Consider the following 22762-nt stretch of genomic DNA (forward strand, 5'->3'; position numbering starts at 1 on the left):
AAGACAGTGACAAAAACTGCCGTTCCCGCCCTCACTTTTTGACAATGCTGACGGCGTCAACTCCCAGCAGCGACTCCAGCTCCTTCAAGAGGTTGGCGGTAACGCTCACCCAGTACCGCGAATCGCTGCGGATCAGTTTTTTAGTGCCGGGAAAATACAAATAAAGCGGTGTGTTGCCGCGGTATCTTTCCACCACGGGGATCAATTCCTTCCAGACGCCGCTCTCGTTAAGGTAAGGGGGGATCTTCAGGTAGAGGCTTTCCTGCCGGGCTTCCTCTTTCCCCGCCAGGAATTCCATGCTCTCCACGAACAGCCTGGGCTTGTCTTCCTGGAGGCTCAATTTCCCTCTGACCAAAAGCGGCATGTCTTCCTGCAGCAGCCTGTTGTATTTCAACAGGCTTTTGGGAAACAAGAGGGCCTCAATGCTCCCTGTCAGGTCCTCCAGGATAAAATAGGCCATGGTTTCGCCTTTTTTCGTTATCGTGCGACGGATGGCCGAGATAAGCCCGGCAAGACACACCATTTCACCGTCCTGCCCCGGTGAAAGTTCCTCTATCGCGTGCGTGACAAACCTGTCAATCACCTCTTTATACTCCGCCAGCGGGTGGCCGCTCAAGTAAAGGCCGAGAACTTCCTTCTCCATCTGGAGGATCTCTTTTTCCGTAAAATCACGCACCCGGGGAAGAGGGACAGCCGGGTTGAGATCATTCTTTTTGCTGGTGAAGTCAAACAGGGACAACTGGCTGGAGTTTTTATGGCGCTGCCAGGCCATGCCCTGGTCAATGCAAATGTGGAGCACCTCCAGCAGCTGGGCCCTTGTGCCCGGAACGGAACCGAACGCCCCTGCCTTGATCAGGTTTTCAATCATGCGGCGGTTGAGATGGGTCAGGTCAACCCTTTCGCAGAAGTCCTGCAGCGAAGAAAACCGCCCCTGTTCCCTCTCCTTGATAATAGCCTCGATGGCCTGGTGCCCGACCTGTTTGATGGCCGCCAGGCCAAACCTGATCTTATCTCCGCTGACGAGAAAGTTTTCGGCGCTCTCGTTGACATCGGGGGGAAGAATGGCAATCTTTTTCTGGCGGCACTCTTCTATATAAAAGGGCACCCTGTCCTTCGACTCCATAACGCTGGTCAAAAGAGCGGCCATAAACTCCACCGGGTAATGCGCCTTTAAGTAAGCCGTCTGGTAAGCCAAAAGAGCGTAAGCCGCCGAATGGCTCTTGTTGAAACCGTACCCGGCAAAGTACTCCATCAAGTCAAATATTTTCCCGGCCGTGCCCTGGTCAATACCTTTTTCCCCTGCTCCTTCCACAAACTGCTGGCGCAGGCCGGCAATGATTTCCGGCTTCTTTTTGCCCATAGCGCGGCGAAGCAGATCGGCCTCTCCCAGGGCGAAACCCGCCAGCTCGCTGGCGATGCGCATCACCTGCTCCTGGTAAATGATCACCCCGTACGTCGTTTTGAGCACCGGTTCCAGGGCCGGGTGAAGGTAGCTCACTTCCACTTCACCGTGCCGGCGCCTGATAAATTCTTCAATCATCCCGCTGCCCAGAGGACCCGGCCGGTAAAGGGCCACCAGGGCGATCACATCTTCAAAAGTGCGGGGTTTCAGTTCCCTGAGGATAGCCCTCAGCCCCGAGCTTTCCAGCTGGAAGACCCCGATGGTGTCCCCCTCGGAAAGAAGCTGGTATGTCTTTTCGTCTTCCAGAGAGATCGCCGACAGGTCCACCTTGATCCCGCGGCTTTTTTCAACCAGCAGGACGGCGTTGTTGATCACCGTCAGGGTGCGCAGCCCCAGCAGGTCCATCTTGAGAAGCCCGATTTCCTCAACCGTGTCCTTGTCAAACTGCGTGCAAATCAAACCCTCGGAAGTCCTCTGCAGGGGCAGGTACTCGACCAGCGGCTCCGGGGAAATGACCAGCCCGGCGGCATGCGTGCCCGCATGGCGGGGGATCCCCTCCAGGGCCCTGGCCACGCGCAGCAGTTCCTTCACGCTGTCATCCTGTTCCGCCAGTTCCACCAGTTCGGGAGAGACTTCCAGGGCCCTGGCGATGGTCATACCCGGTTCCGGCGGTACCAGCTTGGCCACTTTGTCCACCAGTGGCAGCGGGACCCCCATGGCGCGGCCGGTATCGCGAATGGCGGCCCTGGCGGCCATGGTGCCGAAGGTGATGATCTGGGCCACCCGGTCCGCGCCGTATTTCCTCACCACGTATTCGATGACCTCGCCTCGCCTTTCGAAACAAAAATCGATGTCAATATCCGGCATGCTCACCCGCTCGGGGTTTAAAAACCTTTCAAAAAGCAGGTCGTACTTGAGGGGATCAATGTCCGTTATTTCCAGGCAGTAGGAAACCACGCTCCCCGCCGCAGACCCCCGGCCAGGCCCGACAAAGATGCCTTTTTCCCGGGCAAACCGGATAAAATCCCAGACAATCAAGAAATAACTGCTGTACCCCATTTTTTTAATGGTCGCCAGCTCGTAATCCAGCCTCTTTTCCTGTTCGCCCGTTGCAGGCCCGTACCTTTTTTGCAGCCCCTTGCGGCAGAGCTCGGCTAGGTAACTGTCGGCGGTGTGCCCGCCAGGAACCTGGTAGCTGGGCAGGCGGCTTTCGCCGAAAGTAAAGTCCACCCGGCACCTTTCGGCAATCGCTTCGCTGTTCTTAATGGCCTCCGGGTAATCGCCGAACAGCAGTTTGATCTCGTCGGCCGACTTGAGATAAAACTCATCCGTTTCAAAGCGCAGGCGGTCCTGGTCCTGCAGCGTTTTACCCGTCTGGATGCAGAGCAGGATGTCCTGGACGGGAGCGTCTTCCCGCCTTAAATAATGCACGTCGTTGGAAACCACCAGCGGGATGGCGCACTGCCGGGAGATGGAAACCAGGCCGCTGTTGACCTTGGGCTGCCCGGCCAGGCCGTGGTCCTGCAGTTCCAGGTAAAAATTGTTTTCGCCGAAGATTTCCCTGTACTCCAGGGCGGCCTTTTTGGCCTCTTCTTCTTTTCCCGCCAGGATAAGGGACGGCACCTCGCCGGCCAGGCAGGCGGAAAGGGCGATAAGCCCGCGGGCGTGTTTCCGCAGGAGTTCCTTGTCCACCCGCGGCTTGTAGTAAAAACCCTCCAGCCCGGCCAGGGAAACAAGCTTCAACAGGTTCCGGTATCCTTCCTGGTTTTCCGCCAGCAGCACAAGGTGAAAGGGGCTGTCGTCCAGGCCGGACACCCTGTCCCTGAAGCTGCGTGGAGCCACATAGACCTCGCAGCCGATGACCGGTTTCAGTCCCGCCTTCTTCGCCTCCTTGTAAAACTCAATCACGCCGTACATCGTGCCGTGGTCAGTAATGGCCAGCGCTTTCATTCCCAGGGCGGCAGCCTGGCGAACCAGGTCCGGGATTTTGGCGGCCCCGTCCAGCAGGCTGTAGCATGTATGCGTATGCAGATGAACAAAGCTCACCCCAAAAACCTCCGGTTGTCCTTTTCCATTCTTATTGTACCAAATATCCTGCCCGGCAGGAGAATAAAAAAAGACAGCTTCACTTTTTGACGATGCGGGCATGAACGACGCTTTTTACTTTCAACTTGCGGTTGCTGTAGACATCCACCTCCACAACGCACGTTTTCTTTTCCAGGTGGATGATTCTCGCGTACACCTCGACATGGTCGCCGACGGCCACCGGTTCCATGTGGTAGAGGGAAATGTTGCTGACAAGGCTCTCCAGCCTGAGTTGTTTGCGGAGGGCGATATAGGCGATGGTGGAAATGATCGTCACAATAACCCCGGGGCTTGCCGCCCCGTACTCGTTAATCATGAACTGGGTTATCTCCCCGGCGATCTTGACGCCCTCTTCCCATTTTTCCAGTTTGAAGCCGCTCATGACCAAGTTGTCCACGGTTTCTCCCACATGCGGCTGTTTTTGAACCTGCTGAAAGGCGGCCAGGATGTCCTGCCTGCTGACAACCCCGACCAGCCGCCCATCTTCCACGATGGGGACAAGTTCAAAGCCTTCCCAGAGCAAAACGCGGGAGAGGTGGGTCAGGAGGGTGCGGCGTTCCACCTTGAGCACGCCCTTGGTCATCACCGAAAGAATGCTGGCGTTCCTGTCGATCCCCGCCACATCCACGGCCGTCACGATCCCTATGACCATCATGTTCTGGTCAACAACCGGAAAGCGGCTGTGGCCGGTTGTTTGGGCCATGCGGTGCCAGTCGGCCACAGTCGCGTCGGAAGGCAGGTAGTCCACATCCCTGACCATGATGTCTTCCACCCGGATAAGTTCCTTTTCGGTCAGGCGGTCATAGACGGCCCTGTTCATGAGGGAAACGGCCTCAAAAGCGTCATAAGGGCAGGAGATCACCACCAGTCCCTTTTCCTCGGCCTCCTTAAGCAGTTCCTCCCGGATTTTGAAGGCGCCGGCAATTATGAGATGGGCTTCCTTGCGCACCGCAAGCTCCTGAAGTTCCGCAATATTTCCGACAATGAGCACGGCGTCCTTCTCCAGGTATTTTTCGATTATTTCAGGACTGTTGCAGCCCAGGACAAACCGGGAAGGCGCTCTTCCCAGGCCGTTTTGCCCGGTAAGGATTTCGCCTTCCAGGATAAGGGCTATTTCTTTCAAGGTCAGGTCCTCGATTTCTCTTTCTTCCTCAGCCTGGATGCGTATCGTGCCCACCTTGGGTATGGAGCTTACCAGGCCCCTGGCTTCAGCCTCCTTGATCGCCCGGTAGGCCGTACCCTCGCTCACTTCCAGCTCCCTGGCTATCTGGCGGACAGATACCTTGGTATTTATTTCTAGAGACTTTATGTAACGGATAATCTGCTCATGCTTGGTCATGCTGTTGGCCATAGAATCCGCGGTTCCCTTCATCCTCTTCACCTCTGCCCGCTTGCGTTCTCGTTCGCTTTAAGTATATCAGAACAGCCCGCTCGCTACAACATTTTCCCGCCGCCTGTTGTATAATAGAACAATTCAGAGCAGCTTCACCTCGAAGATTCCCCGCAAACCGATTTTTTCCACCCGCTCCTCTATCGCCTGCCGGTCGGTGGAATACAACCCCTGTTTGAGCATGTGCTCAAAATATTTCCCCCCGGAGAAGGTGTAGCGGTTTTTTAACCCTTCCGGCACGCCGAGCATTTCGTTGGCATAAGCGATAATATCTCCCCCGGCCAAAGACCTGGGAAGATTCAGCAGCGGCATGCCCAAAAACAGCCTGGCGCTGTTGTGCCCCGCCAGGGAGCCTGTAACTATCGCTTCGGTATGGCCCACAAACAGCCCGGACTTTTCCCCGGCGCACAGCAGGTTTTTCACGCCCTCCACCTTCATGCCGTTGTCGCGGGGAGCCATCGACAGGTAGCGGATCGAATTGCCCCTGCCTCCCGAATAAGGGTCGGCATACCGGGCGTTCTCCAGCCCCTTAATTTTTCTCAACTTTTCCAGGGGGTAATATGAAGTCATCAATTTGACATAACCGGTGTCCAGGAGGACCACGTTCTCGGCAAATTCTCTCAGGGCGTACTGCTGGCAGACCTTGTAACCGAGTTTTTCGAAACTGACGTCTTCGCCGGGAACAGGCAGAACCGCCACCCCTTCTTTTTCCAGGCACTCAACGATTTCCGGAGCAAGCGATCCCTTGCTCAGCTTGCAAGAACCGCTCATAGCCCCGTACGAGTCGTCGCCGCGCTGTCCCAGAAGGTCTTCGACGCCTGCCCGCCGGCTGATGCTGATCCGGGGGCCGTACGTCGGGCAGCGCAAAATGCACATGGAACAACCGTTGCCGTACCGCAAGCAGTTTCCCATAGGGCCGGTGGAACCTGTTGTTTCAATGAAAACATCGGCCTCCACCCACTCCTCATCAGCAGTTAAAAGACCCTTGATCCTGGAGCCGTCCATTTTAACGTCAACGGCCCTTGTTTCAAATCTCAATTCAATCCCCATGCTCTCCAGCTTCCTGCGGACCATCGGCTCAACCAGGTTCACGTCATAGAGGCTCGCGTGCCTGTGGCCCGGAAAGTCAACATCCTTGTGACGCGCGGCCTGGTCCGTGATCTCGATCAGTTCCGGCGCTCCCAGGAGTTTTATTTCTTCGGCAGCCGTGAACCGCCCGTTGTTTCTCATGATGCCTCCCACGTTTCCCAGGCCGAGCAGCAGGTCGGTTCTTTCAAGAACGGTGACCTCCGCTCCCGCCTTCCTGGCGGTAAGGGCTGCCGCGCAGCCTGACCAGCCTCCGCCAATAACAACAACTTTTGCCATCCTCTTACCTCCCTCCGTAAATATCCACCGGCCCCAGCTGGGTTTTGCACGTCTTGATCCTGCTGCCGTCGGCCAGCCTGGTATGGCAGCTGCCGCAAATCCCTTCGCCGCAGCAGACCCTGGCGTCGTTGGAGCAGGCAAAAAAGGTCCCGGCGCCCATTGAGGCCAGCAGCCTGCCCACTCCCTGGTGGAGTTTTTCCGAACCGCCGGTATAAACTAGCCGCACACCCTCTTCCAGCACCTTTTTCTTGATGTACTCCAGGGTTTCTTCCGGCACGTCAAGCGTACCGGGCTGTAAAACAGACCTGTGAACAACCTCGCACCCCAGTTCCCGGAAATGCTGCTCGGCAAAATTCACTCCCCCGCGTCCTTTATCCAGCACAACTTCGACTTCATTGCCGGCCGCAACGAGTTTCCTGGCCACCGGCAGGGCCGGGGCCTGCCCTATACCCCTCGTGACAAGAAGCGCCCTGCTGTTGCGCAGTCCCTTGATGTACTTGAGCCCCAAAAGCCCATTCCAGTAGGGGCCCCTGACCAGCAGTTCTTCTTTTATCTTTTTCAGGGCTTTTGTTTTGACCCCGCGTATTTGCACGGCCGCAGTCACTGTTCCCGTTCTTTCGTCCGTCGTCATAACGGACATGGGCGTGTCAAAAAAAGCGGGTTCCTCCGTGCTCCTCAAAAAAACATAAGCCCCCGGCTGGTTGAGTTCCCTGGCCAGAGTCGAATTGGTTTTAAACTTTAACAGCATCACGTTCTCGGAAAGAAACTGTTTCTCAATGAGACGGGAGACAAAACTTTTCCTTTGCTCTTTTATGCGTTTCCGGTTGTTCACATACTCCTGGTAGATGCAAACCCCTTTCCAGTTCGTGCAGTCGCAAAACGTCCTGCCCTGCAGCTGGGAACACATTATGCATTCGCCTGTTTCCGCCAGATAACACGGGCAGTACTCCGTCCCGGCGTCAATACATTCAAGAACCTGGCACATTTTTTACACCCCCCCTTACGTTTATTAAATTATTACGAACAGCACAAAAGGTTCCTCAGGATCAACCATAACGGCAAAAAATAAAAAGCCACCATGACGGTGACTTAACAAGAGGCGGCCGGTATTCGTATCCCTGCGGGCAGCACACCGGAAACGGCCGCCGGGGCTACCCGTTATCCTCCAGGTCGGGGTGCCAGTACAGGGTCTGTTCATGGCCGGAAACCCCGGCAAACTCGGGCAGCAGTTTGGAGTATTTAAACGCGAAGTTGAAAAACAGGTGGATCTCGGGCTTGCTCCGGTCGTAGGAACGAAGGATGACCTTGTCCGGGTAGAAGAGGTACTGGTAGTCCTTGTCGCGCCATCCCAGGCGAATATTGCCGATGATCAAATAAACGTTGCCCCATTCATCAATGGAAAAGTCGTTGATGATCCCCCTGCCCACTTCCAGGGTCCCGAAGCGGAAGCCGACGGTATGGTCAGGTTTTCCCATGAAGGTTGAAAAATGCTCCAGAATAAACCGGCAGGGCAAGCTGACTTCTTCCAGGAGCCTTCTTTCTGTCGCCAGTTTTTCCAGGAACTTTTTGAAGCGCAGGGCCTGGGGGTGGTTTTCCTCCTCGGTCAGCCCGTACTTGTCCTTGCAGTGCCAGAGGTTCCTGGTTATTTCTTCTACCGCTTCCAGGTAGCGCCGGTCCCGTTCCTCCCGCTTTTCCAAAGGTTTCACCTCTTCTGGTTTTCTCCTCGCCATATACATAGTATACACCACCCGGCGGCAACATTTCCACAATAACCATATTTTAGACTATGAACAATATGACAGTTTTTTTCGGCAAGACCGGCATGACCGGCGCTGCTTCCCCTTGAGCGCGGCAGTCATACTGGGGGAAGAAAAATGAACAGGGTGAATGCAAAAATAAAAAGAGTATCTACGGTCGAATACTCTTCTTGTTTCCAATGGTCGGGGCGGCGGGACTTGAACCCACGGCCTCATGGTCCCGAACCATGCGCGCTACCAAACTGCGCCACGCCCCGGCTTTCTTGTGGATTTTTCATAACCAGTTACTTTTTTATTATATGCGCTCATTGAGGAATAGTCAAATACATCCATAATCTGGCATTCTCATCAATGCAGGTAATTGTAGCCGTTGAGCGGCGGCGCGGTCCAGAGGTTGTAGTCATTGTCGGGCAGGGGCTGGAGGTTGTTCATGTCGTACCGCCCGCGGTTTGGGTTGTAGCTGTCGTAGAATCCATTGTCAAACTCGTAGACCTGCCCCGTATCGGGGTCGTACAGCCGCTCGCGTCCCAGGATGGCATCGCTTCTTTTTTCGGACAGGATGTCCTCCGTGCGGTTCCTGTTTTCCCAGACCTGCATGATGGTATCGGAGGTGCTGCTCAAAATCTGGCTGGTCCTGAATATTCCCTGCCAGACCTGGTTCTGGTTTTGCAGGCAGCGGTTCAGGTACTGCTGGCTGAAAGCAAAACTGCGGAGGGATTGAAGCAAGTCGCTTTCACAGCCGCGAAACTCGTCTTTTTGGGCGGTCATCCCGGTAAACATAAAGGCATAGCCGATCCCTCCCCCCGCCATGTTGCAAAAAGGCAAAAGCGGGGCCACCGATACCGAGAAGAGCCCCTCGCACAGCTTGCCGCCATGCTTGAACAACGCCCGCATCACCGCCGCCTTCCCGCCTGTAAACGGCGTGGAAAACGGTTCGCTGGAAATGATTTCGACATCGTCCAGCGAAGAAAGCTCCGGCATGAATCCCTGGGCTATCCTGGTCGCCATGAAGGCGTGGAACTGCTGGAGGAAATTTTCAGGGGTCAGGGGGTTCACAACCGGCACGTCTATCCACTGGATGGGATAACCTCCCATGCTCATGTACCACTGGTCCAGTTTCCTTTGCTCTTCCAGGAGATACAACGGTCCCACCTCGCCGCAGTAAAAGATCTGGCGCGAGGTTTCGCCGGGGTCCCTGATGAGGAACGAAAACGTGCTGCCGTCTCCCGCCGTTTTTATTTGCCACCCCGCCGGCATGTTCACGGTAAAAATACCCCCGTTGTACGGTATAAGCTTAAGCGCAAGGGTTCCGGCGCTCGCCTGCTGCTGTGGCGCATTCTCTTGCCCGAAGCCGGCGATGATGGCCTGGATCAGTCCGCTGTCCGCTCCCGCGTCCAGGATGCCGTCGCAGTCGCTGATGACGATCAAGCCCCCGCTGTAGAAAACCTTTTTCCCCAGGGCTTCCGTAAGCGCCCGCAGCGGGATGAAAGTCCTGTTTTCCAGGCTTTCCGCCGGCACGTCCAGGGTGGACTGCCGGCCGTTGACGGTTATCTGCCTGCTGCCCAGGACCATTTTGACCGTCCGGTCGGAGTAACCAACGGTAACCGTTTTAGTCTCCGCGTCGTAATCCACCCGGGCGCCCAGGCTTTCCGCAATAAAGCGCACAGGCACCAGCGTCCGGCTGTTTTTTACGACCGGGCTGGCGTCCAGGGTCTTTACCGCGTTGTTTACGAAGGCGCTTGAGCTTCCCGTGTATAAAACAACGGCCTCTTTGAGCCTGGCTGCAGCCGCGGCCGGCAAGCGGGCCGCCGCGCCTGCAGCGGGGGAATAAAGCGCCAACAGAACGAAGCAGGCGCCGGTAACGCAGCAAACAATTTTCCGCCATACGCTTACGCTCATTCTATTCACCCTCAATGTCAGTCTGTATTAGACAAGTTATTCAACAGCGCCAATCTAACACTGGCCGCGGAGCAGCCGCCGCAATCTCATCCCGTCTTTCAGACCCTGCTCGTACATCGCATCGCAGGCCAGCGCCCGCATCAGGTTAATTACGCTCTCGTATTCTTCCAGCAGTTCCCGGGCTTCCGCGGGCAGGCGGCTGCGGATGCTTTTGTGCAGCGCAATGGATTTGGCCGACAGTTCGCGATATTCGGAATTTGAAGAAACTATGCGGCGGCCGATTTCCTCGGTGCGGGAAGAGATGAAGTTGCGAAAGTGGAATTTAAGGGAAGAGAGCATGGGAAAGGCTCCTTCTTTTTTATTGCCGCTATAACTATGTTATACCTTAACCGGCAAAAAAACAATATCCGGCAAATGCTCAATCTCCAATCTCGACGTGATGCCGTCTTTGTACCCGCAGCGGTTCAGGCAGGGCCTTTTCGCGCCGGGCCTGCCAAATGCGCGTAAAGGAGGGCCGCAAAGAGGAGGATGCCGGCCAGGGCAAGCAGGGCGGGCGATATATTGGTCAACACATCAATCCTGTTAATGATTTCATCAAAGCGCGCCAGGACCAGGCAAAAGGCGGTTGTTGTAAAAAATGCCACGGCCAGCGCCAGGGCAAGGAAGCCGGTTTGACTGTTAAAAACCGGCGAAACCTCATCCCTGCCGAGACCGCCCGATATTACAGCGTCATATTCCTTTTCCCACCGGGAAACAAACCATATGACCAGGCAGCCCCAAAGGACGAGCAGGCACAGGACTGCGGTTTTTGGAGCGGCGATGCCGGTCTGGAAAACCAGCGGGAAATGAAAGAGGTATTGAACAAGAGCGGTTATCCAGTTCATCTTGGAATAACCCGCCGCCGCGACAAAACAAAAGAAGCCGCAAACCAGGAAGAGAAAACCCCCGGCATCGCCCTTCACCAGGCTGATCAGCAAAAAGTAAACGGCGACAAACAGGGTAATGTAAAGGAACATCCGGGCGCCGGCTCCGAAAAAGGGGCTGGCCAGCGCATATACGCTCGTCGTCGAAAAGCAGTAATAACTCACGAGATAGACGCAGGGAAAGCAGAACGCTTTTATGAGTCTCGCCAGGACCCTGTAGCTCATCTTTTCACCACCTGCTCAAGAAGGGCCTGGGCAAAGCCGCTTTTTGCGGGATCCCAGTCCACCCATATGACGCCGTTGTTCATCTTGCGGGCCAGGAAATTATTCCTGCTCTCCAAAAGTTCCGCGCCGGCGGCAAAAGGCCCCTCCAGCGATAAAAGGCCGTAGCCGTTGATATTGATGACCATGATGGTCAGTTTCCCGCGGGCAAGCCCGGTGTATTTCGACATTTCCCTTATGCCCGCGGACAGCTCACCGGCATTGGCGCCTGTCAGCCGCGTAACGATAACGCAAAGCGGCCTGCTCCCCGCAAGGTACCTTTTGTACTTGATTACCGTTTCCCGCAGGGAGAGGGCCGGGATGGGCGCCTTGTCACCTGCTTGTTCCGGGTTGCCGGCAACGACGTTCAGTCTTAAAATGCTTTTCAGGATCTTGTAATGCTGCTTTTTACCCGCCCCGGGATGGATAAAATGATGCCCCCGGTTGTAAGCGCACAGGGCGACGATGTTGTTCTGCTTAAGGTAGTAGTCAGCCAGCCCGCTGACGGCTTCCAGAGAACAACCGAACACGTTTTTTATGTTCGTCCCGACCCGCATCGCCGGCGAATTATCGAGGAAAATCCAGACAACCTTCCGGCCTTCTTTCTCATACTCGTTGATTACCGGCTGCGTGCTCCCCCGGCAGACGTTCCTGGCGGTCGCTTTCCAGTTGATGAACTTGAAGGGGTCCCCCGCGCTATACTGCCGCAGTTCTTTGAACTCAAGAGTGGGAAGACCCATTTTGGACATTGCTCCCAGCGGGAGCGGGATTCTGGAAACCGCGGCGGTATTTCTCAGTTTTTTCAGGTCGGCAATCCGCGGTTTGACTTCCAGGACCTGCAGAGCCTGGTATATTTCCCGGAGCGGTTCGCGGAAGCGCAAAAAATGCCTCGCTTCCAGGGAAAGGCAGTTGAAATGGTAGGTTCCGGCCGCAGCGCATTTTATGCTGTAAAACATTTTCACGGCCTTTGGTTTCAAGCCTTTCCAGATGTATTTGACATTGCTGCCGCCGACGAGTTCAACATTGGAGGGGATCTTGTCGGATATTACCACCACCCCAATGCCTGAGCCAACCGAGACTTCTATGGCATTCGAAAACACCTCCCCGGCAAACACGGTGTCGTTTGTTTTTGTCCTCTTTACGGTTATCCCTCCGGGCTGCCGGACAAACATCCCCCCAAGGACGAGTAAAACAACCGCCAGCGAAACGCTGACAAAAACCGTATTGGCGAAGGCGACCCCCAAAAGCAGAAGGAGGGAAAACAGTTTTACAACGCCGGCAAAGGTCGAAGTGAGCCTCATTTATCCTTACCTCGGAAGAAAGTCTTTGGGGACTTCGGTATTTGACACGATCTCATTTATTACTGCAGCCGGGTCAAGCCCCTCCAGCGTGTGCTCAATGTTCAAAATTATCCTGTGGGAAAGCGCGTCGGCAGCAAACATCTTGACATCGTCCGGGATGACGAAATCCCTGCCGCCGGACAAAGCGCACGCCCTGGACAGCTTAAGAAGGGCAAGACCCCCGCGGGGGCTGGAACCAACCCTGATTCTCTGGTTCTCCCTTGTGCCTCTCACGATCTCCCCGATGTACTTCAGGAGGTTGTCGTCAACATATACTTTTTCGGCCTCCTGCTGGAGACTCACGATGTCCTCCTGCCGCACAACCTGCTGGATATCGCCGGTCGGGTCGTCCTTCTGCCAGGAAATCCGCCTTTTCAGTATCCGGCATTCCGCAGCGAGGGTTTTCATATACCCCATGGAAAGTTTCATGAGAAAACGATCCAGCTGGGCTTCAGGCAAAGGATAAGTGCCCTCGTTTTCAATCGGGTTCTGCGTGGCCATGACTACAAAAGGAGCGGTCAGCCGGTGAGTGGTCCCTTCAATGGTGACCTGTCTTTCCTCCATCGCTTCCAGGAGCGCGGACTGGGTTTTGGGCATGGCCCTGTTGATTTCGTCCGCGAGAAGGAAGTTTGTAAAAATGGGGCCCTTTTCCAGTTCAAAGGTTGATTTTTCGGCCTTCCAGATTTTTGTTCCCACGATGTCCGACGGCATCAAATCGGGCGTAAACTGGATGCGGTTCCAGTTGCACCCGGTCGCTTTGGCCAAAATCTTTACCAGGAGCGTCTTTCCCAGTCCGGGGTTATCCTCGAAGAGGATATGGCCGTTCGCTATGAAACCGCACAATACTTTTCTCAGGATGGCATCGTCGTCCGCGACGAAATACTCCAGGGCCTTTTCAATTATTTTTTGGCACATGTCCCCGGCTTTTCCGGCATCCATCTGCAGGTCCTCCTTTTTTCTTCTTACTTCCTTATTTTCTTCTTTCATTAACTCCTTTTTAACTTGTCGATCATAGCCGCCAGCACGCTTTCACGGTTTTTCCGGTTATCTTTTTCAACCTGGCGTTCCCGCCACTTTGTTGCCATCAACGGTGCGGGTTGATCACTGTATTTAAGGAAATCGTCAATGACGGCGCCTATTTGTTCGAAGGCCAGCCCCCTCTTCAATCCTTCCTCCACAACCGCAATAAGGATGTTCCTCTTGTCGCTCCGCTCAATAAAATCGTTGATACAAGAGGCGATTTCGGGAAGCTCCCGCCCGGCATCCTGCTCAACCACCAGCCTGTGTTTTTTCCATTCCTGGGGGGGCGTTTGCTGCGTAAGGCTGTCGATGCTCTTCACCGCACGCCTGAACAGGACAAGGCACAGGAGAACCAGCACAACCCATTCCACCGTCGCCAGGTAGACGTTCCCCTCCAGGTGCGGCCTGGCTATGGAAACGTAGGCGGCAAGCAGCAGAAAGGCGAAAAATTTTGCGGGCAGCCTTGTGCCGATCCATTTCCCGGCCAGCGCGATATAGTAATTTGTTGACAGGGCGGCAGGGGAAAACAGCGCGCACACCGCGGCAAAAACCATCCCCCCCAAGACCAAGTTGGCCAGCGCGGCAGTTATTGCGCCGGTCACCTTGAGGATTCCCGAAGCGGCCATGATCAGGTTCCTGGCCAGGAAAGCGGATACCAGGAGGACCAGGCTTTTTAACACAGCCTGCAGGCAGGGCCGGCCTGATGTGAAGTGCGCCAGCACCCTGTAGAAAACGAGAACAGCAGTCAGCGACAGGACGTATATTCCTGCCAGCCTGAGCCCCTGTCCAGCTTGGTCGTTAATGAACAGCAGGTAAACCGCGACCCCTGCCGCAAGCCACCTCAGGCTTCCGCAGAGGGTCTCAACAAAACTGCCCCTGAAAACGAAGGCGATTGTTTTGGAGACCAGGGTTAAAGCAAGGAAGACAAGGAGGGGCAGTACCAGGTGCCGTGTCCCCCGGTCGCCGAAGTAGATAAGGCCGGCAGCCGCCAGCGCGATTAAACTGGCCATAATTCCGGCCAGGCCGGGTTTTTTCTCTCCTTTGGCCTTATCGTTTTTACTACTCATTTTGCACTCTCCAGGAAAGTTTTTATCTTTAAATAGGCCGGGTAAAAGGCTTCATAATCCGTCCTTTTAATTTCCCGCAGGCTGTACGCCGCTGTTTCGAACGTTCCGACAAGCAAATCAACCTGTTCTCCCAGTTTTGGACCAGTTTTTTCCTTTATTATATCTCCCAGCTCTCTTGGAGTCAGGCTGCCGGCAAACGACCCGCCGTTTTTCCTTATCGACAGAAAGAGGTCCCCGGCCAAATTCATTATCTCCTCCCTGTATTCGACGATCCTTATTTTTCTTTCACCTTCCGTATTCTTGTTTTCATTATTAATCGCCTTTATCTCGTACAGGCCTTTTCTTTTAAAGCAGCAATGGTAATGAAAACACGGGGACTCTTTTTCAAAATCCAGGGCTGTTTTTTCGGTTTCCCCGATCCATGCCGTATAACCGTCTGCCGATTGCCTGAATTCCTTGCCTTTGCGGAATTCTACCAGCAGCTCTTCGCCTGCGCCCCAGACATCAGGCAAATTGGGCTTTATCAGGGGAAAGAGGACCTCGATGCCGTTGAGCGCTGCGCCGCCCCCTGCCGCGGCGGCAGGGCATGCCTCTTTTATGCTGGCCCCTGCCGTCAGCCTTCTTTTTCTAAATTTTTTCACATACAGCGCGGCAGTGGTTGAAAGCGCCGCAAGCACGACAAATGTTATAACCTTCCTTGCTCCCGGGGGAAAATAGACCTCCCGGACGTAGATTTCCCCGCTCGCCTCCGCAGGGAGATGGAACTCGTCGCCGGCAAAAGCCAGGTAATACCTCCCGGCGTATTTTTTCACAAAGCAGTAATCCGCAGCAGCCTTTTTGGTCTTATCAATGCCGGTCTCGAGCGCGAACATGAAATTCCCGTCCCCGTCCGTCTGCGTCTCCGCGGCGGCGAACGTGAGCGCCTGGCTTTCGCCGGACCTTACCGCTATCCTGCGGGCGGCCAGCGGTTTGCCGGACGCTTTTTCCTTCAGGCGGCCGGAGATCCTGACCTGGTTGTTTCCGCCCGCGCCGGAGGAAACCTGGAGTTCAATAACCGTGGCGGACATGACCTTGAGGAGCGGGTCGCTCCATGAAGACCTGAACCGGTTGTTCTCCAGAGTTTGCGCGACAACGTGGTACCGGCCCACCTCCGTACCGGGATCGACGGGGAATTCGCCGGAAAACCGCCCGTTGAAAAGCGTGCACTTGCCGATGGAGAGACAAGGATCATTCTTGTTCTTTTTCAAGTAAACCAGAACCACCAGACCGCTGGCCCTGCTCCCGTCTTTGGAGGTAACCGTGCCTTTCACCGTAAAAGTGTCGCCCTTTAAAGTTTTCTCGCTTTCCACCTCCACCTGCGTGCCGGTGGCAACAGGCGGGGTGTAAAAGCCCCTGACGCCGGCCGCGTCAAAACTGATCCAGCCTGCTTTTTCAAAGCGTGTTTCCCCGTAAACATAAAGCTGGTCTTCATAGACAACCTGGTATTCTTTTTGTGGTTCAACCCGGTAGCCGGTAACAATTCTCGCCGGCAGGCCCGCACACCTTGCCAGGACGACCAGGGCTGAATTAAAATCATAGCTTGAGCCCTGCCCGGCCTCAAACAGGAACCAGTCAACGGCGTCCCTTCCTGCAGGCGCTTTACGGGGTTCATCACTCAGCCTGTAGTTCTTTTTCAAGTAATTTTCAATCGCCTTTAATTTGAGATAGGGCTTATCACTGCCCGCCGTAATTTTGCCGGCAAGCCGGGCCACCCTGTCCGGCAAGCCGGGAGGCAGTTTAAGGTATTTGTCTTCCGCCGGGCATTCCAGGTCCCGCAGTCCCTGGTTGTTTTTGCCGGCGAAGACTTCGAAGGAAATGCTGTAACCGGCCTCCGGGGGCGTCCCCTCCGCAAAAACCTGCCGCTGCGGCAAAAACAGGGCCTCGCTCCCCTTAAAATCGGCCTTGACCACGTTCGTCACCGCGGGGATGTATTTTACCCCGGCATCGATCGGCTTGATGCTGATGCTGCCTTCCTGGAACAGGCTCCTGTCTCGCCCCGCGCCCGCGTTTTCAGGAGAAAAAGGCACGGCCTTTTCTTTTTCACCGGAATCCCACGCGCCGTCCTGGTATATTTCCCCAACAGTGCACCGCAGGAAGGGCTCAAGGGGTTTCCCCAGTATCTCGTAAACAGGCTTATGAAGGCGTTCAACCTCGCCGGCCGGCACAAACGGGGAATCGCTTGTCCCCGGCCGGGCAGCCTTGCCGCCTGTTGGCGAAGTTCGATCCGCGGTTTGGCCGCCGGAACCGCCGCCTGCGCCTGCGCCGGCGCCAGGACCGGCTGGCTGGAAGAGATTAATGGCGACAATGATTAGGGCTATCGAAATGAACGCCGCGGAAATGACAAAAGATTGTGTAATTTTTTGCACCGGAATTCAATTTACCTCCCGCGCATAACCGGGTTCCGTATTTTACAAGGGTTTGCGTCACCTTGACCGCCAAACTCGGGAGCCCCGGCCTGTCATATTTTTACACAAATCGCCTCTCCTGAAAAATTCTGCGGGGTTTGTCTTTTTCCTGCTGGATGGCAGAAATTAAACACGATTTTTATGTATCCTGTTTACATTATACGATATGCAGTATACAATATAATTAAGATGATTAAGGAATACAGGGTATTCCGTTTTACGGCTTGTTGTTCAACAGGAATACCGGGAAGGAGCAGCCTATGAGAGCGGAGTGTTGGGAATACCGCAGCCTGGAGTGCCTGGCTTACTGCCAGACGCAGGATAACTGCCGCGCGGCATGCGGTCTTCAGCCTCCGGACGGGGAAGACGATCCCGTTCCCGGGCCGGCCGCAGGAAGAGATGCCTATCAGGTGTTTTTCCTGGACAGGAAGATGCTGCCAAAAACCCCCGTGACAGTTAAATAATTATTGAAATAATGATTGAATTCAGCGAGTACAACAAAAGGGCGGATAACCTTGATCCGTCCTTTTTGCACTCTCGACTGTTGACAAATCTTGCTCAGATTTACTATTGTTTTTTACCTCGTGCTTCAAGAAAAGAAAGGAAATCTTCTAATTCATTTTTCACGCGATTGAAAGTTTTAGGTAATTTATTCACTAAAGGTGCCATCTTGCTACTCGAAAGACGGACGCTATATACATTTCTTACAACATGACGAAAACCTCTATATTCATCCAGGGTGTTTCGAGTTTCTTTAGAAATAACAAGAGGTCTTACCAGTTCGATTTCCGTCGCCATTTGGCGCAATAGTTCCTGATGCCAGATATCTCCCTTCGGCCTCGATTGGTCCACGTTTGCGGCAATCAATTCAAAAATCCTTTCAAGCGCAGTATAAAAACTATGGAGGTTTAAAGCTACACTGTCCAAGTAAAACTCATCGCCAGTTTGCTTGAAACGCTCCCATCCAGCCTGGGTACGTTCAACAGCTTTTTTAACTTCGGAAAGTTCTTCACGAATCCTACTGACAAGAGTTAGATATTCTTTGTTCATACTTCGATTCCCTCGGTTTCAATCGCTTTCCGCAAGGAGTCCCCGCACTCTTTAGCATCAACCAAATCAACGTTGAAATCTGTAGTTAAAGCAGTTACTGCTCCCACCGCCGCATAAAATTGTTCATCAGGGATACCCCATGCCGCCAAGTCAACATCAGACCACCGTGTAAACCATGAACGGTTGGCTAAAGAGCCAAACACAACTACTTTTTTGGCAGCGAAATTATCTTTTAAAAGTGCCGCAGCTCTCTTGGCCAGCTCCCAGGCCTCCTGATAACGTTTAGTTAAACTTGCGTCGCTTTGCGAAAAATCGTCGGTAAATGTTAGAGGGTATTTACTTGTGTAATAGGTAGTCACGCCCTCAGGTTTTGTGCTCATTTTTTGAGCCTCCTTCCGTCTGATGCCGGATACCACTAAATGTATTATTGCAGCAAGTAATTCCTATCTTTCTTGGGGCATCTGCAAACTAAAATTTAGGAGGAAAGACCTTTTGTAAAATCATACCATATCTCTCCCCTAACCTCAATATTAAGAGCATTCCATATCCATCTTGTCGGCAATTTCCATCATAGTAATTTATTCCTTGGACATGGAACTGGAATCAATAGCCGGCCCAACGCCACCAGTTGCCTGGACAGGAGCCCGCGCTCCGGAAAGCTGTATGTAATCGACTGCGCCACCCTTGAAATCACCGACGTGCGCGTTCTGGACAACCAGCCCACCGCCCTTGCCGTCCACCCCTCGGGCCGTATAGCGGCCGTATCCAACTTCCGTGACAGGAATATCGAATTTTACAGGGTTGAAACTGAAGAGAAATAATCAACTTCCGGCAAGCCCGGCCGGGCGGTACCGCCAGCGCTTCAGACGCAGGGCGTTGGAAACCACGGAAACGGAACTGAAAGCCATCGCGGCGCCGGCAATAACGGGGTTCAACAAGCCTGCCGCCGCCACCGGGATGCCAAGGGTGTTGTAGACGAGCGCCCAGAACAGGTTTTGTTTGATATTGCGCATGGTGGCGCGGCTCAGGGCAATGGCCGCAGGGATGCCCCGCAGGTCACCGCCCACCAGCGTGATGTCGGCCGCTTCCACGGCCACGTCGGCGCCCGTCCCGACGGCGATCCCCACATCGGCAGCGGCCAGGGCAGGGGCGTCGTTGATGCCGTCGCCGACCATCCCCACTTTCTTGCCGCCGGCTTTAAGCTTTTCCACCTCGCGGGCCTTCTGTTCGGGCAGCACGCCGGCCAGGACGCGGTCAATCCCCACCTGGGCGGCAATGGCCCGGGCGGTCCGTTCGTTGTCTCCCGTAATCATCACGACCTCAATCCCCATCGCTCTGAGCTGGTCCACCGCCTCCCGGGAATGCTCCTTCAACGTGTCGGCAACAGCGATGACCCCTTTAAACTCACCGTTGACCGCCAGCAGCATGGTCGTCTTGCCTTCCCCTTCCAGCCGGGAGATGCTCTCCTCTAAGCCTTCCGTGGGCACGGCCTGCTGCTCCAGCAGTTTCCTGGTCCCTATAAGGACGGTGCTGCCCGGCAGGCGGGCCGTTACGCCCAGGCCCGGGACAGCCTCAAACCTCTCGGGGTCGGGTACGCTCCCGCCCATCTCCGCTTCGGCTCTTTTTACCACCGCCCGCCCCAGCGGGTGTTCGGACCTTTTTTCGGCGACGGCCGCAATTCGCAGTATCTCGCTGCTCTCCAATTCGCCGGCACTCGATATGTCCGTGACTTCCGGTTCACCCCTGGTTATCGTTCCCGTTTTGTCCAGCACTACAATATCCAGCCGGTGGGCGTTTTCCAGGTGCTCGCCTCCCTTGAACAGGATGCCCATCTCCGCGCCCTTGCCCGTCCCCACCATAATGGAGGTGGGAGTGGCCAGACCCAGCGCGCAGGGACAGGCTATGACCAGAACGGCGGTGAATTTCAGCAGCGCTCCGGTAAGGTTTCCGGGTTCCAGGACGGCATACCAGAGAAAAGCAGCGGCAAAAGCCACCGCGATAACGGCCGGCGCGAAATAAGCGGAAATCAGGTCAGCCGTCCTCTGGATGGGAGCCTTGGAACCCTGGGCTTCTTCCACGGCCTTGATGATCTGGGCCAGGGCCGTGTCTTTTCCAACCCTGGCGGCCTCGAACTTGAATGTCCCGTGCTTGTTGATGGTCGCGCCAAAAACCGGGTCCCCGGCCTTTTTTTCCACCGGAACGCTTTCCCCCGTCAGCATGGACTCGTCGACAGCGGAAAACCCTTCCCGGATGGTCCCGTCCACGGGTATTTTTTCGCCCGGCCTCACCACCACCAGGTCTCCAACCAGCACTTCTTCAACAGGAACATCGATTTCCGTCCCGTGGCGAACGACACGGGCTATTTTAGCCTGGAGCCCCGCCAGCTTTTTGAGGGCTTCCGAGGTTTTCCCCCTGGCCACGGCCTCCAGGAGCCTGCCCAGTAAAACCAGCGTGATTATTATCCCCGAGGTTTCAAAGTAAACGTGCCTTTCCCCGATCCGGTCGCCCCAGAAGGTAACCGCCAGGCTGAAGAAATACGCCGCGGAAGTGCCGAGCGCCACCAGCACGGCCATGTTGGCGCTTTTGTTTTTCAACGAGTAAAAACCGTCCCGGTAAAACTGGGCGCCGGCAATAAACTGGACCGGCGTGGCCAGGGCCAGCTGGAACCGCTGGTCGAAGACGATGCCCGGCACCCAGGTCCAGCCGAACAGGTGGGCCAACATGAACAGGGCCAGGGGCAAAGAACAGGCGGCCGAAAAGAGAAACCAGTTTCGCTGCCTTCTTATCTCCATTTGCCGCGCCCGGCGTTCCCGGTCAGGATCAGTCACCTCTTTTGCTTCCGCTGTTCCCACAACCCGGTAGCCCAGCTTTTCCACTGCGTTCTTAAACTGCTCGACGCCCGTCGCCCCCTGACGATATACAATGGAGGCCCTTTTGGTGGCCAGGTTGACGGACGCCCGTTCCACACCGGGTATGGCGTTGAGTTCTTTTTCAATCCTTGCCGCGCAGGCCGCGCAGTTCATCCCCTCGATTTGCAGGCTGCTTTTTTCCATGCCGGCACCCGCCTCCTCCACGCCAACAATGCAACCGTCAGTTTTGCCAGGCGCACTCGCCGCATTCCTTTTTCCCGCCAGGGTAAAGGGGGGACATGGCCCTCAGCCGCTTTACCACCTCCGGGAAAATTTCAAGAACATAATTAATGTCTTCTTCGGTAGTGTCTCTTCCCAGGGTCATCCGCACCGCACCACGGGCCAATTCCGGGCGGATTCCCATAGCGACGAGAACGTGAGACGGTTCGAGCGACCCCGAGGTGCAGGCCGAACCGCTGGAAGCGGCAATGCCCTTCATATCGAGGGAAATCAGCAGGGATTCGCCCTCCACAAACTCAAAGCTGAAGTGCGCGTTCGACGCCAGGCGCAGCTCCGGGTGGCCGTTCAGGCGGACATGGGGTATGCGCTCAGTCAGGCCCCGGACCAGCAGGTCTCTCAAGCGGGCCTGGCGCTCCGCTTCTTTTTCCATTTCCCGGCCAGCAAGTTCCGCCGCCAAACCCAGCCCTGCGATGCCGGCCACATTCTCGGTTCCCGGCCGCAGTCCTCCTTCCTGTCCGCCGCCGAAATGCAGCGGCGCGATCCTGACGCCCTTTCTCACATAAAGAAAACCAATCCCCTTGGGCGCGTATATTTTATGCCCGGAACCGGCCAGCAGGTCAATGTTCATCTTTTCCACATCAATTGGCAGCTTGCCGAACGACTGCACGGCATCCGTGTGGAAGATGATCCCGTGCTCCCTGGCCAGGTGGCCTATCTCCTCCAGGGGCTCGATGGTCCCCACCTCATTGTTGGCATGCATGATGCTGATCAGGATGGTAGCAGGAGTAATGGCCTTTTTCAGGTCCTCCACGTTCACCAGCCCGTAACCGTCCACGGGAAGGACGGTTAGGTCGTAACCCTGTCTTTGCAGGTTCCGGCAGGTATCCAGGACCGCGTGGTGCTCAACGGCCGAGGTGATGATGTGCCTGCCCTTCCCGCTGTTAGCCAGGACCGCGCCGGTGATGGCCAGGTTGTTGGCCTCCGTGCCTCCTCCCGTAAATACGATCTCCTCGGCCCTGGCGTTGAGCAAACCCGCCACCTGCCGGCGGGCCTTTTCCACGGCCGCCCTGGCCTCGCGGCCAAAAGCGTGGATGCTGGACGCGTTCCCGTAATTTTGCGTCATATATTCGGCGACCACCCTGGCGACCTCTTCCCGCACCGGGGTCGTCGCCCCGTGGTCCAGGTAAACCTTCCTCATCCTGGGAGTCATCTCCTTTTTTTCCGTATAAGTTTATTATAAAACGAAACGGAAAAATTATCAGGGAGAATGTCATGAAAACACTTGATGATATTTATTTTACGTCCAATTTTTTGACAAACCAGAATGGATAATTTTCGACCGGGAAGGTAACGTCTTGCTTTCCTGTTCCATTATACTTTCCAACTCAACCTATTTTGAAAATGCGAATGAACTCGTAACGCCGGCAATTGTTCTGTATGAAGCGAGTAATCTTGCTCATTAACCTGCCGATTTTTATTTATGTCCAGAACCACCCCAACTGTGTTTTGCTGTAATGCCAAAATCCGGTGAAATTTTATACAATGTAGCTGTGGCGCAGGAGATAATAAGTTATAATTTTAACAGGACTTATGCAGTTCCAGGATAATATTCCCAGTTCCACAGCCTGAATTCTAAATTATTTGGCCAAAATTTATCAATAAGCCATGCC

Annotated in this window: 17 protein-coding genes and 1 tRNA gene; 1 reads left to right on the forward strand and 17 read right to left on the reverse strand. The window is 55.0% G+C overall.

Going from position 1 to position 22762, the window contains the following annotated elements; genetic code table 11:
• Positions 1–31 precede the first annotated feature (31 nt).
• The 13 genes from NUV48_10545 to NUV48_10605 form a co-directional block, all read right to left on the reverse strand.
• Positions 32–3448: a DNA polymerase III subunit alpha gene (locus tag NUV48_10545; GenBank protein MCR4442578.1), complete on the reverse strand. Its 3417-nt coding sequence runs from the start codon at positions 3446–3448 to the stop codon at positions 32–34.
• Positions 3449–3527: 79 nt separating this feature from the next.
• The gene (locus NUV48_10550) at positions 3528–4859 is read right to left on the reverse strand and encodes a DRTGG domain-containing protein (GenBank protein MCR4442579.1); all 1332 of its coding nucleotides are present in this window, start codon (positions 4857–4859) and stop codon (positions 3528–3530) included.
• A gap of 102 nt (positions 4860–4961) precedes the next feature.
• The gene (locus NUV48_10555) at positions 4962–6242 is read right to left on the reverse strand and encodes an FAD-dependent oxidoreductase (protein ID MCR4442580.1); all 1281 of its coding nucleotides are present in this window, start codon (positions 6240–6242) and stop codon (positions 4962–4964) included.
• Positions 6243–6246: 4 nt separating this feature from the next.
• A complete protein-coding gene (locus tag NUV48_10560; protein MCR4442581.1) occupies positions 6247–7227 on the reverse strand; it encodes a sulfide/dihydroorotate dehydrogenase-like FAD/NAD-binding protein in 981 nt (326 codons plus the stop codon).
• 166 nt (positions 7228–7393) lie between these two features.
• Complete coding sequence (locus NUV48_10565; GenBank protein MCR4442582.1) at positions 7394–7978, reverse strand: hypothetical protein; 585 nt, start codon at positions 7976–7978, stop codon at positions 7394–7396.
• A gap of 201 nt (positions 7979–8179) precedes the next feature.
• A tRNA-Pro gene (locus tag NUV48_10570) sits at positions 8180–8256 on the reverse strand.
• Positions 8257–8347: 91 nt separating this feature from the next.
• Positions 8348–9898, reverse strand: coding sequence for a stalk domain-containing protein (locus NUV48_10575; protein MCR4442583.1), 1551 nt, complete (start codon positions 9896–9898; stop codon positions 8348–8350).
• A 54-nt stretch (positions 9899–9952) separates the two neighbouring features.
• The gene (locus NUV48_10580) at positions 9953–10237 is read right to left on the reverse strand and encodes a hypothetical protein (GenBank protein ID MCR4442584.1); all 285 of its coding nucleotides are present in this window, start codon (positions 10235–10237) and stop codon (positions 9953–9955) included.
• A gap of 125 nt (positions 10238–10362) precedes the next feature.
• A complete protein-coding gene (locus NUV48_10585; protein MCR4442585.1) occupies positions 10363–11046 on the reverse strand; it encodes a hypothetical protein in 684 nt (227 codons plus the stop codon).
• Positions 11043–12383, reverse strand: coding sequence for a DUF58 domain-containing protein (locus NUV48_10590; GenBank protein MCR4442586.1), 1341 nt, complete (start codon positions 12381–12383; stop codon positions 11043–11045). Before NUV48_10590 ends, NUV48_10585 begins: the two co-directional genes overlap by 4 nt.
• Positions 12384–12389: 6 nt before the next feature.
• Complete coding sequence (locus tag NUV48_10595; protein MCR4442587.1) at positions 12390–13409, reverse strand: MoxR family ATPase; 1020 nt, start codon at positions 13407–13409, stop codon at positions 12390–12392.
• Positions 13409–14509, reverse strand: a complete 1101-nt coding sequence (locus tag NUV48_10600) for a hypothetical protein (GenBank protein ID MCR4442588.1) — start codon at positions 14507–14509, stop codon at positions 13409–13411. The genes NUV48_10595 and NUV48_10600 overlap by 1 nt, the downstream gene beginning before the upstream one ends.
• Positions 14506–16914, reverse strand: coding sequence for a transglutaminase-like domain-containing protein (locus tag NUV48_10605; GenBank protein ID MCR4442589.1), 2409 nt, complete (start codon positions 16912–16914; stop codon positions 14506–14508). The genes NUV48_10600 and NUV48_10605 overlap by 4 nt, the downstream gene beginning before the upstream one ends.
• Positions 16915–17213: 299 nt before the next feature.
• On the opposite strand from NUV48_10605, the gene NUV48_10610 reads away from it, so the two are divergent.
• Positions 17214–17417, forward strand: a complete 204-nt coding sequence (locus NUV48_10610; GenBank protein ID MCR4442590.1) for a hypothetical protein — start codon at positions 17214–17216, stop codon at positions 17415–17417.
• A 103-nt stretch (positions 17418–17520) separates the two neighbouring features.
• Here the strand turns inward: NUV48_10610 and NUV48_10615 are convergent, their stop codons facing one another.
• From NUV48_10615 to nifS, 4 genes are all read right to left on the reverse strand, one after another.
• Positions 17521–18003 (reverse strand): hypothetical protein, encoded by a 483-nt coding sequence (locus tag NUV48_10615; GenBank protein ID MCR4442591.1) that lies wholly within the window; start codon positions 18001–18003, stop codon positions 17521–17523.
• Complete coding sequence (locus tag NUV48_10620) at positions 18000–18383, reverse strand: nucleotidyltransferase domain-containing protein (GenBank protein ID MCR4442592.1); 384 nt, start codon at positions 18381–18383, stop codon at positions 18000–18002. Before NUV48_10620 ends, NUV48_10615 begins: the two co-directional genes overlap by 4 nt.
• Before the next feature lie 441 nt (positions 18384–18824).
• Positions 18825–21056: a heavy metal translocating P-type ATPase gene (locus NUV48_10625; protein MCR4442593.1), complete on the reverse strand. Its 2232-nt coding sequence runs from the start codon at positions 21054–21056 to the stop codon at positions 18825–18827.
• A 37-nt stretch (positions 21057–21093) separates the two neighbouring features.
• The gene (gene nifS / locus NUV48_10630; protein ID MCR4442594.1) at positions 21094–22290 is read right to left on the reverse strand and encodes a cysteine desulfurase NifS; all 1197 of its coding nucleotides are present in this window, start codon (positions 22288–22290) and stop codon (positions 21094–21096) included.
• Positions 22291–22762 lie beyond the last annotated feature (472 nt).

The sequence above is a fragment of the Peptococcaceae bacterium genome, assembly GCA_024655825.1.
GTDB lineage: Bacteria > Bacillota > Peptococcia > DRI-13 > PHAD01 > JANLFJ01.

What these genes read in the sequence shown, in the direction of transcription:
- NUV48_10620 (MCR4442592.1), bottom strand. Translation starts at nt 18,383, where the DNA reads ATGAGCACAAAACCTGAGGGCGTGACTACCTATTACACAAGTAAATAC.
- NUV48_10580 (MCR4442584.1), bottom strand. Translation starts at nt 10,237, where the DNA reads ATGCTCTCTTCCCTTAAATTCCACTTTCGCAACTTCATCTCTTCCCGC.
- NUV48_10550 (MCR4442579.1), bottom strand. Translation starts at nt 4,859, where the DNA reads ATGAAGGGAACCGCGGATTCTATGGCCAACAGCATGACCAAGCATGAG.
- NUV48_10560 (MCR4442581.1), bottom strand. Translation starts at nt 7,227, where the DNA reads ATGTGCCAGGTTCTTGAATGTATTGACGCCGGGACGGAGTACTGCCCG.
- NUV48_10595 (MCR4442587.1), bottom strand. Translation starts at nt 13,409, where the DNA reads ATGAAAGAAGAAAATAAGGAAGTAAGAAGAAAAAAGGAGGACCTGCAG.
- NUV48_10590 (MCR4442586.1), bottom strand. Translation starts at nt 12,383, where the DNA reads ATGAGGCTCACTTCGACCTTTGCCGGCGTTGTAAAACTGTTTTCCCTC.
- NUV48_10575 (MCR4442583.1), bottom strand. Translation starts at nt 9,898, where the DNA reads ATGAGCGTAAGCGTATGGCGGAAAATTGTTTGCTGCGTTACCGGCGCC.
- NUV48_10625 (MCR4442593.1), bottom strand. Translation starts at nt 21,056, where the DNA reads ATGGAAAAAAGCAGCCTGCAAATCGAGGGGATGAACTGCGCGGCCTGC.
- NUV48_10585 (MCR4442585.1), bottom strand. Translation starts at nt 11,046, where the DNA reads ATGAGCTACAGGGTCCTGGCGAGACTCATAAAAGCGTTCTGCTTTCCC.
- NUV48_10555 (MCR4442580.1), bottom strand. Translation starts at nt 6,242, where the DNA reads ATGGCAAAAGTTGTTGTTATTGGCGGAGGCTGGTCAGGCTGCGCGGCA.
- NUV48_10600 (MCR4442588.1), bottom strand. Translation starts at nt 14,509, where the DNA reads ATGAGTAGTAAAAACGATAAGGCCAAAGGAGAGAAAAAACCCGGCCTG.
- NUV48_10565 (MCR4442582.1), bottom strand. Translation starts at nt 7,978, where the DNA reads ATGTATATGGCGAGGAGAAAACCAGAAGAGGTGAAACCTTTGGAAAAG.
- NUV48_10610 (MCR4442590.1), top strand. Translation starts at nt 17,214, where the DNA reads ATGAGAGCGGAGTGTTGGGAATACCGCAGCCTGGAGTGCCTGGCTTAC.
- nifS (MCR4442594.1), bottom strand. Translation starts at nt 22,290, where the DNA reads ATGAGGAAGGTTTACCTGGACCACGGGGCGACGACCCCGGTGCGGGAA.
- NUV48_10615 (MCR4442591.1), bottom strand. Translation starts at nt 18,003, where the DNA reads ATGAACAAAGAATATCTAACTCTTGTCAGTAGGATTCGTGAAGAACTT.